Here is an 8,030-nt window from a genome sequence, read left to right as displayed (position 1 = left end):
CTATCTCTCCGTGATGTCCGAGTGGTGGGACAATCTGGTCTTCCAGTTAGGACAGCTCTTCTAATCCGCGAGTGACTCAGAGGCTTTGGCGTGATCAACTTCCGGTACCACGTGGTGTCGCTCACCGCGGTCTTCCTCGCCCTGGCGATCGGGCTGGTGGTCGGCACCGCCGCGCTCAACGGGCCGGTCGTCGACACGCTCAAGGACCGCGTGGACGCGCTGAGCAAGGACAACAGCAACTATCGTGACCAGGCGAATCAATACCGCGATGAGCTGAGCCGCACCCAGGAGTTCGCCACCCAGATCTCGCCCGGGCTGCTCAACGGCAAGCTCACCGGCCGCAAGATCCTCGTCGTGGTGATGCCCACCGGCCAGGACTACGCCGAGGGCACCATCGCGATGCTCAAGGTCGCCGGGGCCACGATCACCGGCACGGTCACCGTGCAGGACAAGTTCCTCGACCCGGCGAACGGGTTCGAGCTGCTGGACCTCGCCAACAAAGCCACGCAGCCGACCGTGCAGGCCGAGGGTCTGCCGGTCAACAGCGACGGGGTCGAGACCTCCAGCGCGCTGCTCGCCCTCGCCCTGCTGCAGAAGGCCCAGCCCGTGACGGCCGGCGACCTCACCGCAGTGCTGACCGCCTACACCGAGCCCGGCTATATCAACGTCTCCGACAAGATCGTGCCCGGCGCCGAGGCCACCGTCGTGGTCTCCGGCCTGCCGCCGGTCGACCGCGACGCCGCCAAGAAGAACCAGAACGCGGTCACCCTGGCCGCCCAGTTCGCCGAGAACCGGCCGCTGGTGGTCGGTGGCCAGGGCATCGGCGACGGCAACCTGGTCGCCGAGATCCGCGGCGACCCGAAACTGGTCCAGAGCATCTCCACGGTGGACTACGTCAGCACCGACCAGGGCCAGCTCGCCACCGCGATGACCGTCATCGAGCGACTCGTCGCCGGCAAGGTCGGACAGTACGGCCTCTCAGCCGGCGCCACCTCCCAGGTCCCCAAGGCCGCCGGATAGCCGAGGCCGCCGGATAGCCGAGGCCGCCGGATAGCCCAAGGCCGCCGGAAAGCCGACGCTCCCGGGCGGTGCGGGCCCGCCCGGGAGACGGCACCGCCTAGACTCGGCGGTCGGTCGCCGAGGGGCGCGGCCCGGCGAGGCAGGAGTGCATCCACATGGCGGGCAAGGGCGTGAAGTCGTTCGGTTCCGGGGCCCTGGCGGCCCGCGCTGCCCTGGCCTGGATCCGTCATGATCCGCGTGCGGCCGAGCTGCGGCGGACGAACTTCCACGGCCGCACGGTCACCCTGGCGGGTGGTCCCGCGCTCGCCGTGGGCGCCACCGTGGGTGCCGCGCTCGGTGCCGACGGCCCGGCCGCGACCGCCGCCGTGGTCACCGCGGGTGCCGCCGCCGGCGCCGTCGGCTTCTATGACGACATTGTGGGCAACCGGCCCGAGCAGAAGGCCGCCAAGGGCTTCGCCGGGCACCTCGGCGCGCTGCGCGAGGGGCGGGTCACCAGCGGCCTCGTCAAGATCGCCGGGGTGGGCGCCGCCGGGCTCGCCGCCGCCGCGCTGCTCGCCGCCGACCCGCGGGTGCGCGCCCACCGGGGCCGCCGCCGGGGTGGAGCCGTGCGCCGCACCACCGACGTGCTGCTCGGCGCGGGCGTCATCGCCGGCACCGCGAACCTGCTCAACCTGCTCGACCTGCGCCCCGGACGGGCGCTGAAGGCCGGCGCGCTGATCGGCGTCCCGCTGGCCGCCGGCCGTGGCGGCGGGGTGGCCGCGGGGACGCTGGGCGCGGGCGCGGCCCTGCTGCCGGCCGATCTCGGCGAGGAGATCATGCTCGGCGACGCGGGCGCCAACGCGCTCGGCGCGCTGCTCGGGGTGGCGCTCGCCGCCCGCACCGGGCCGGCCGGGCGGGCCGTCGCCCTGACCGTGCTGGTCGCGCTCACCGCGGCCAGCGAGAAGGTCAGCTTCACCAAGGTCATCCAGGACACGCCGTGGCTGCGCGAGCTCGACGCGCTGGGCCGCCGGCCGCCGGAATGACCGGAACGGTACCCGCGCCACGCTCCAGGATCGGGCGCATCGTCGGGGCGGCGGCGCTCATCGCCGGGCTCACCGTGCTCGCGCGCATCGCGGGTTTCGGCCGCACGGTGGTGTTCATCAGCACGGTGCGGGACAACTCGCTCGGCGACCTCTACAGCGCGGCGAACACGGTCCCGAACATCGTCTTCGAGCTGGTCGCGGGCGGGGCGCTGGCCAGCCTGGTGGTGCCGCTGCTGGCCGGGGCGGTGGCGGCCGGCGACCGCGAGCGGGTCAACGCCGTCGCGTCGGCGCTGCTGACCTGGACGTTGCTGCTGCTCGTACCGCTGGCGATCGTGGTCGCGCTGGCGGCCGGGCCGATCGTCGGCCTTTTCGGCCTGCCGGATGACGCCGCCGAGGTGGGCACGCGCATGCTGCGCGTCTTCGCACCTCAACTGCCCCTGTACGGGGTCGGCATCGTGCTCACCGGGGTGCTGCAGGCCCACCACCGCTTCGCCTGGCCGGTGCTCGCCCCGTTGCTGTCCAGCGTCACCGTCATGTCCGCCTACCTCACGTACGCGCTGGTGGACGGCCGCGGCACCGGTCTGCGCGGGCTGACCACCGGCGGCGAGCTGGCGCTGTCCCTGGGCACCACCCTGGGCGTGGTGGTGCTCAGCGGTTGCCTGCTGGTCCCGCTGCGCGGCCTGCGCCTGCGGCTGCGCCCGACGGTGCGTTTCCCCGGCGACGCGGGCCGCCAGGTGGTCCGCCTCGGCTGGGCCGGCGCGGTCACCGTGGGCTCCCAGCAGCTCATGGTCGTCGTCGTGCTCGCCCTCGCCACCGGGGACGGCGATCTGACCCGGTTCAACCTGGCCCAGGCGCTGTATCTGCTGCCGTGGGCGGTGCTGGCTGTGCCGCTCGCCACTGCCGCCTATCCGACATTGTCCGCGACGGCCGAGCGCGGCGACGAGGACGGCTACCGCGCGGCGCTGGCCGGCACCGCCCGTACCGTGGTGTTGCTGGCCTGTCTCGGCGGCGCCGCGCTGGTCGCCGTCGCCGGGCCGGTCGCGGCCCTGCTGGGCACGCCGCAGGCCGCGCCCGGCATCGCCGGATTCGCCCCCGGCCTGCTCGGGTACGCCCTGTTCGCGCTGCTCTCCCGCGCGCTCTACGCCCGCGGCGCGACCTCCTCGGCCGCCGCGGCCACCGCGACGGGCTGGGCGGTCGCCGCCGGGGCCGCCCTGATCCTGACCGCCGTGCTGCCCGGCGACGACCGGGTGCTCGCGCTGGCCCTGGCCAACAGCGTCGGCATGCTCACCCTGGGTGCGCTGCTGGTCGCCGCCGTACGCCGCCGGGCCGGTGCCGGAGCGTTGACCGGGCTGCCGCGCGCGGCCGGCGTCGGTATCGTGGCGGCGGTCGCGGCCGGACTGGCCGGGTGGGCTGTCGTCGAGGGCCTGCGGCACGCGCTCGGCCCGACCCCGGCAGGTTGGGCGAGCCTGCTTTCGGGCATGCTGGGCGGTGTCGTGGTGGCGGTCGTCTTCTTCGCGGTGACCTACCCGCTGGACCGCCACGACCTGCGGCCCCTGGTCGCCACCGTGGCCGGGCGGATGCACCGGAAGCCATCATCGGACGGGAAGGGCGCAACGTGACCGACGCAGCGCGGGCGATGACGTGGCACGGCTCGGTCGCACTGGTGCTGGGCTCCAGCACCGGCGGCGTCGGCCAGCACGTGGCCTCACTGGCCCGCGGCCTGATCGCCGCCGGCTGCCGGGTGCTGGTGTGCGGGCCCGCCGCGACCGACGAGTTGTTCGGCTTCGCCGCGGCCGGCGCGGAGTTCGCCGCGGTGGAGATCCCGGCCAGCCCCGGCCCGCAGGACTCCGGCGCGATCCGGGCCATGCGCAAGGCGCTGAGCGGCCGGGAGGTCGACGTCGTGCACGCGCACGGGCTGCGGGCGGCGTTCGTCGTCTCGCTGGCCCGGCCCGCCGCGCCGCTGGTGGTCACCTGGCACAACGCGGTCCTCGCCCGCGGCCTGCGCGGGCAGGCCTCGGCGCTGGTCGAGCGGATCGTCGCCCGGGCCGCCACGCTCACCCTGGGCGCCTCCGAGGACCTGGTCGAGCGGGCCGGGTCGCTGGGCGCCCGCAACGCCCGCCTCGGCGCCGTCGCCGCGCCCGCCCCGGTCGCGCCCAAACGCAGCCGCGCCGCGGTGCGCGCCGAGTTCCGGATCGCCCCGAACGTCCCGCTGATCGTCTCGGTCGGCCGGCTGCACCCGCAGAAGCGCTACGACGTCCTGATCGAGGCCACCGCCCGCTGGCGGGAGCTGACACCGCCGCCGATGGTCGTGGTGGCCGGGTCCGGGCCCAGCTACATGCAGCTGGCCCAGCGCGCCTCGGAGGTGCGCGCCAAGCTCTATCTGCTCGGGCACCGCACCGACGTGCCCGACCTGCTGGCCGGCGCCGACCTGGCCGTGATCACCAGCGACTGGGAGGCCCGGCAGCTGTTCGCCCAGGAGGCGCTGCGCGCCGGGGTGCCGCTGGTGAGCACCGCCGTGGGCGGGCTGCCCGGCCTGGTCGGCGACGCCGCGGTGCTGATCCCGCCGGGTGACGTGGACGCGCTGGACACCGCCGTGCGTGGGCTGCTGGCCGACCCGGCGAGGCGGGCGGAGTATGCGGCCCGCGGCCCTCGGCAGGCGGCGACCTGGCCGACCGAGCAGGACACCGTCGCCGACGTCATCGCCGCATACGCGTCAGTGACCACTGCCGCACGGGCAGGCCGGGGGTGAGCGACCCGACCCCCGGCAGCACCACACCCGAGCCAGCCGGCGCAGGCAAGCCCAGCACGGCGACCGGCAAAGCGGCCACCGGCAAGGCGGCCACCGGCAAGGCGGCCACCGGCAAGGCGGCCACCGGCAAGGCGGCCACCGGCAAGGCGGCCACCGGCAAGGCGGCCACCGGCAAGGCGGCCACCGGCAAGGCGGCCACCGGCAAGGCGGCCACCGGCAAAGCGGCCACCGGCACGGCGGGCTGGCCCGCGCGGGTGCGGGACACGCTGCGCCGCGGCATCAGGCCGGACTCCGCGCCGCCGTCGAGGGCGCGGCGGGGACGGACCTGGTTGCCGTACCTGTTGATCGTGCTCGCCGCGGCCGCCAGCATCGCCGCGCTCGCCGTGCGGCCGGCCACCGGCTCGCCGCAGGACACCGCCGACTACGTCATCATGGCCGGCGCGGCCGGCCTGCGCTGGGAGGATCTCGACCCGGAGCGCACCCCCGCGCTCTGGCAGGAGGCCACCCGCGGCTCGATCGGCTGGCTCTCGGTGCGGTCCGCGCACTCCACCACCTGCCCGGCGGATGGCTGGCTCACCGCCGGCGCCGGCAACTACGCGATCTGGGCGAACACCCGGGTCACCGGCCAGTGCCCGGCCGTGGAGCCCGCGCTCACCCAGCCCGACGCCCTCGGCGCCAACCTGCCCGGCCTCGCAGGTGTGGTCCGCGCCAACCAGGACAGCCAGCCCTACGGTGCCCTGCCGGGCGCTCTCGCCGAATCCGTGCGGTGCACCGTGGCCGTCGGTCCGGGTGCGGCTGTTGCGGCGGCCCGGCCGTTCGGGCGCGTCGACCGGTACGTGGCCACCCTGCCCGACGACCCCAGGCGCCTGCTCTCGGACTGCGTGCTCAGCGTGGTGGACCTGGGCACCATCTCCGGTTCCGGCGCCGCCAGGCAGTCCCTGGTCGCCCGGGCCGATGCCACGCTGGCGCGGGTCGTCGCCGCGCGCCCCGCGCGCTCCCTGATCATGGTCGCGGGCGTCTCGGACACCGACACCACCTCGCGGCTGCACGTGGCGATCGCCGAGGGCCCGGGCTGGCAGGGCGGCTGGCTGACCTCCACCGGCACCGGCCGGGACGGCTACCTGCAGCTGATCGACCTGGCGCCGACCGTGCTCACCGCCCTGGGCCGGCCACCGCCGGAGGGCCTGTTCAGCGGCTTCAGCGCCCGTTCGGTGCCGGGGCGCCCGGCGGATCCGGCCGAGGCCGTCGGCGGCGCGAACAACGCGGACAAACGCGCCGGCGCGCAGCTCGGCATCGCCGGGGCGTTCTTCACCGGGCTGGCCGCCGTACAGCTGGCGGTTTTCCTGCTGGTCGTGCCGTTGCTGATCCGGGCCCGGCGGCATGCCGGCCCGACCGGGCCGGCCGCCGCGCCGCGGCCGCTGGTGCTGGGCGTCGAGGTGCTGCTGATCGCGGTGGCCCTGGCCATCCCGGCGGCCCTGGTCGCCGACGCGGCGCCGTGGTGGCGGGCCGGGCGGCCGGGCATCGTCTTCGCCGCGCTGACCTTCGCGCTCATGGCTGTCGGCACGGCCGGGGTGCGTCTCGCGCCGCGCTATCCGCGCACCCTGTGGCCGATGGGCGTGGTCAGCGCCCTCGGCGCCGCGGTGGTCGGCTTTGACCTGCTCACCGGCGCGCAGCTCCAGCTCAACGGCGTCGCCGGCTACTCGGCGATCGAGGGGTCGCGGTATTCCGGCGTGGGCAGCGTCGGCCTGGGTGTCTTCGTGGCCGGGATGCTGTTCGCCGCCGGCTGCGTGGCCCAGTGGGTGCGCCGGCCCTGGCGTCCGGTGGTGGTGGTGCTGGTCGGCGGCGTCGCGGTGGTCATGGTCGGCAGCCCGTACCTGGGCGCGGATCCGGTCGGTGCGATCGCCGTGACCGCCGGGGTGTGCGTGGCGGCCGCGATCAGCGCCGGTGGCTGGCTGACGTTCCCGCGCTTCGCCTGGGCGGCGCTCGCCGGCCTCGCGGTCACCATCGGCTTCGCCGTGCTGGACCTGCGCCGGCCGGAGCTCGAGCAGGGCAGCCTGGGCCGGGCCCTGACGGCCCTGGGCGAGGGTACGGCCGGCCCGGCCATCCAGCGCGCCGCGACCTCCAACGGGCACGCCCTGGACAGCCCGCTGACGCTGCTGGTGCTCGCCGGCGTCCTGATGCTCGCCTTCAGCCAGTTCTCGCCCTGGGGCGGCCTCAACCGGGTCTTCGGTCTGCACCCGGCGCTGCGCGCGGCGCTGGCGGGCACCACCGTCGCGACGATGATCGCCGGGGTGCTCGGCGGCGCGGCGTTCGCGGTGGCGGGCGCGGCCGCGGCGGTGGCCGTGCCGCTGCTGGTGCTGACCACGCTGCGGGTGCTCAGCCATGCCGCCGACCGGACCCGTCCGGAGGGTGGCACCGACGGCCCGGGCGGCCCGGGGCGGTCGATGCGGCCCGGCCCGGTGACCGGGGAGCCGGGCGACAAATCCGACTCGGCGGGCGTGACCGTGCGTTAACCATGCCGGGGACACGCGTGACGACCAGCCCGAACGTGCGGGCAGCGGTGGTGGTGTTACCGTGGAATCCCGTGGATGGCGCCTTCCAGCGCCGGTCTGCACGATCGCATCTGACCGACCACGGGAGCAGGCCTTGGCAGCAACAGTGCGCGAGACGCGGCACATCTTCGTCACCGGGGGCGTCGCCTCCTCGCTGGGCAAGGGCCTCACCGCCTCCAGCCTCGGCAATCTGCTGACAGCTCGGGGACTGCGGGTCGTCATGCAGAAGCTCGACCCCTACCTCAACGTGGACCCCGGCACCATGAACCCGTTCCAGCACGGCGAGGTCTTCGTGACCGAGGACGGTGCGGAAACGGACCTCGACGTCGGGCACTACGAGCGGTTCCTGGACCGGGCGCTGTCCGCGAAGGCGAACGTCACCACGGGCCAGATCTACTCGGCCGTCATCGCCAAGGAGCGCCGCGGCGAATATCTCGGCGACACCGTGCAGGTCATCCCGCACGTGACGAACGAGATCAAGGAGCGCATCTTCGCGATGGCCGCTCCCGACGAGTTCGGCCGGATACCCGACGTGGTGATCACCGAGGTCGGCGGCACGGTCGGTGACATGGAGTCACTGCCGTTCCTGGAGGCGATCCGCCAGGTGCGCCACGAGATCGGCCGGGATCACGTCTTCTACCTGCACGTCTCGCTGGTGCCGTACCTGGCGCCGTCGGGCGAGCTGAA

At 74.9% G+C, this 8,030-nt stretch carries 6 protein-coding genes; all 6 read left to right on the top strand.

All coding sequences use genetic code 11. From position 1 onward, the window contains the following. Positions 1–90: 90 nt before the first annotated feature. Entirely contained in the window at positions 91–1,020 is a 930-nt protein-coding gene (locus DMB66_RS55250) for a copper transporter (protein ID WP_125812039.1), read from the top strand. Between the two features lie 155 nt (positions 1,021–1,175). Continuing rightward, entirely contained in the window at positions 1,176–2,042 is an 867-nt protein-coding gene (locus DMB66_RS55245) for a hypothetical protein (protein ID WP_370321254.1), read from the top strand. Continuing rightward, complete coding sequence (gene murJ / locus DMB66_RS55240; RefSeq protein WP_125812037.1) at positions 2,039–3,661, top strand: murein biosynthesis integral membrane protein MurJ; 1,623 nt, start codon at positions 2,039–2,041, stop codon at positions 3,659–3,661. Before DMB66_RS55245 ends, murJ begins: the two co-directional genes overlap by 4 nt. Then, entirely contained in the window at positions 3,658–4,791 is a 1,134-nt protein-coding gene (locus tag DMB66_RS55235) for a glycosyltransferase family 4 protein (RefSeq protein ID WP_125812036.1), read from the top strand. The genes murJ and DMB66_RS55235 overlap by 4 nt, the downstream gene beginning before the upstream one ends. A 278-nt stretch (positions 4,792–5,069) precedes the next feature. Beyond that, positions 5,070–7,304, top strand: a complete 2,235-nt coding sequence (locus DMB66_RS55225) for a hypothetical protein (protein ID WP_370321256.1) — start codon at positions 5,070–5,072, stop codon at positions 7,302–7,304. A gap of 133 nt (positions 7,305–7,437) precedes the next feature. Beyond that, the coding region (locus DMB66_RS55220; RefSeq protein WP_125812035.1) for a CTP synthase at positions 7,438–8,030 on the top strand (593 nt) is incomplete at its 3' end.

The organism is Actinoplanes sp. ATCC 53533 (assembly GCF_003947245.1).
The sequence above is the reverse complement of the archived record's forward strand: the minus strand, read 5'-3'. Positions and strand labels throughout refer to the sequence as shown.

Coding starts and splice junctions, on each gene's coding strand:
- DMB66_RS55245 (WP_370321254.1), top strand. CDS start 1,176: ATGGCGGGCAAGGGCGTGAAGTCGTTCGGTTCCGGGGCCCTGGCGGCC.
- murJ (WP_125812037.1), top strand. CDS start 2,039: ATGACCGGAACGGTACCCGCGCCACGCTCCAGGATCGGGCGCATCGTC.